This is a genomic window from SAR324 cluster bacterium, from assembly GCA_029245725.1.
Classification (GTDB): Bacteria; SAR324; SAR324; order SAR324; family NAC60-12; genus JCVI-SCAAA005.
Window position 1 is genome coordinate 1 of sequence record JAQWOT010000261.1, and the last position, 2,553, is coordinate 2,553.

General features: G+C 46.9%; 2 protein-coding genes. Both read right to left on the reverse strand.

Annotated features, from left to right (window positions below):
• Positions 1–955, reverse strand: a 955-nt coding sequence (locus P8O70_14630; GenBank protein ID MDG2198085.1) for a caspase family protein, incomplete at its 3' end; no start/stop codon positions are given.
• A 15-nt stretch (positions 956–970) separates the two neighbouring features.
• Positions 971–2,553 (reverse strand): pentapeptide repeat-containing protein (locus P8O70_14635; protein ID MDG2198086.1); only part of this gene is annotated, 1,583 nt, incomplete at its 5' end.

The window sequence follows — 2,553 nt, forward strand, 5'->3', positions numbered from 1 at the left end:
AATCTGGTGGGGGCGCTACAGGAACCGACTCTGCTGGTGGAGGCTTAACTACTTCTGGCTTACTGAGCTCAAAGACAAAGTCTCCCTTGTTCAGGTTTGGGTCCTGCAATTTTCCATACTGAGGAGTTAGCCTTCCCTCCCAGTCCTCTGCCGTCCGCTTCTGAATGTAGGCGCCCAACTCAGTTCCTGTCAGGTAGCCATCCTTGTCATAGTCCGCTTTGCCATTGAGTGCATCCACAAAAGCTCTGCGGAAAATGCTCTTGTCCGGCACTTCCTGCTCGGCACTACCAGAAGTTATGAACTGACGAACAGGTTCCTTGGTGTTCTGTTGGATGTAGGCTGGGGCCGCTCTTGTTGCAAGAAAAACAGAACCTGCAAAACAAGCATCAAACATGAAGAGAACATGCTTGGCTGAGGTGCTCTTGGCAACTTCTTCAATTCTTTGCATGCTGAGCACTTTACGCTGAAATCGAATTTGATTCTCTTTTTCTGGCACTGGAGCATCTGCTGGCACTAGAAAACCCATCTCTCCACCGTAGCCCAACGTCATTGTGTGTCCATGACCCGCATAGTAAATCAGTAGCCGATTTTCATTCCTTGCACCTTTTTCGAAGATGAAATCTTCAATCGCAGTTTCTAACTCATCAAGCCCTGGGTCTTTGATGGTAGTTACTTGAAAGCCATTCGCTTTCAGAGATTGACTGACCTCCTCCACATCTTCTTGAACTCCTGGGAGATTGGACCAACCGTTACGATACTGGCTTACCCCAATCACCAGCGCATGGGATTCTGAATAAATATAGGATACGGTTCCATTCTGCGCAGTCTTTGCCTCAATACGGACTGGTTTGACAGCTCGAGTTTGTGCACCAATCGAAGCCAAGCCCACTAAGGAAACGCCAAGCCAAAAAGTGAGACTGAGTAGAAATCTGATTTGGAAGGATCTTGTTTTCATAAAGTCTTCAAGTTATCAGCGGCGCCCCAAGTAGGCTTTCACGTTAGCATCGTTGGGGTTGGCCGCAAAAAGGGCATCCTTAAAACGATTGAAGCTCTCTTCTTGATTTGGATCAACTACAAAAATATCGAGGACGTAGACTCCTGAATTGTCATCGTGTAAATTTTTAGTGGGAGGATATTTACCACCGTCTCTGACAGTAAGGTAAAGTTCACCTTCAAAAATCATGTTGTAGCTAGCTTGGAATGCCTCTCCTACTGATTTCACTTGTTTAGTAAACGCGTGTATTCGCTGAAAATTATTCAGCCAACCATCACGATTACTACCTTTACCGACTTTCAGATCAATTAAACCTGAAAGTAAATTTCTTGGACCTTCCATTGAACAATTTCCACAAATAGTGACCTCCCCAGTCCCATAGAAATAGACTCGATCTCCTTTATCAACTTCCAGTTCAGTATCTGTCCATGGCCGATCCTTACCCCAAAGGTTCATTCTTCGATAGCTCTTGAGATGAAAATTTGGTTGGTAATTTGGAAAAGTCAGTGCTTTCTCTTCACAACCCACATGAAAGAAGCCACAGCCAATTACATCAGAACTGTTTTGCTCCACAGCTTGATAAGTCGAGTAGTCCATCCCTCTTCCAATAATTTGCTGATCGGTTTTCTCTGGAGGACTCGAGATGCCTGTATCAGCAGAGTTGCCTTTTATAACTTTTGTGGAAGATTGTGCGGAGGAATTCCAATCACAGTCTCTGTTGTTTGTGGAGCCATCCGGCATGGTGGTGTTGCAGAACGTGGCTCCATAAAGACTAGCTTCACTAAGATCAGCTCCCGAAAGATTGGCTGTGCGCAGGTTAGTTCCACTTAGGTCGGCACCGCTCAGATTTCCGCTCAGAATGCTTCTTTCTAAGTTAGCATAGCGCAGAGTGGATCCAATTAGTGTAACTCCCTTCGCATTAGCATCACTCAGGTTTGCTTTAATCAGGCTAGCCTCACTTAGGTCCGCTCCATTGAGGTTGGCCCCGCTCAGGTTAGCTCCACTCAGGCTGGCTCCACTCAGGTTTGCTTTAATCAGGCTAGCCCCGCTTAGGTCGGCTTCACTCAGGCTAGCTTTGCTAAGATCGGCTCTACTCAGATTGACTCTATCAAGATCGGCTTTAGTCAGGTTGGCTCTATTGAGGCTGGCTTCTCTCAAATCACACCCGATACACTTCTTAGTCTTTAGGAGTTGTGTCTTGGCAGCTTCGCCACTCAGGAATTTATCCAGTTGTGGTTCTGATGAACTCTGCTCAGTTTTTTCACAGTCCCGGTTGTTGACCGACCCATCGGGCATGAAGGTATTACACAGGAAGGCTTCCTTTACATCTGTACCAGAGACGTCTGCCTTGCGGAGGCTCGCATCCCAAAAATTGGTTCCCTGCAAATTCGCATCAGACAGGTCGGCTCTTACCAGATAGGCACCCTTTAGGCTAACTCCGGAGAGGTTGGCTCTGGTGAGATTTGCTTCCCGCAGGGTGGTTCCAGACAGATCTGTGCCTCTCAAATCACACCCGATACACTCCTTGGAATCCAGAAGCTTCTTCTTGGCAGCTTCGC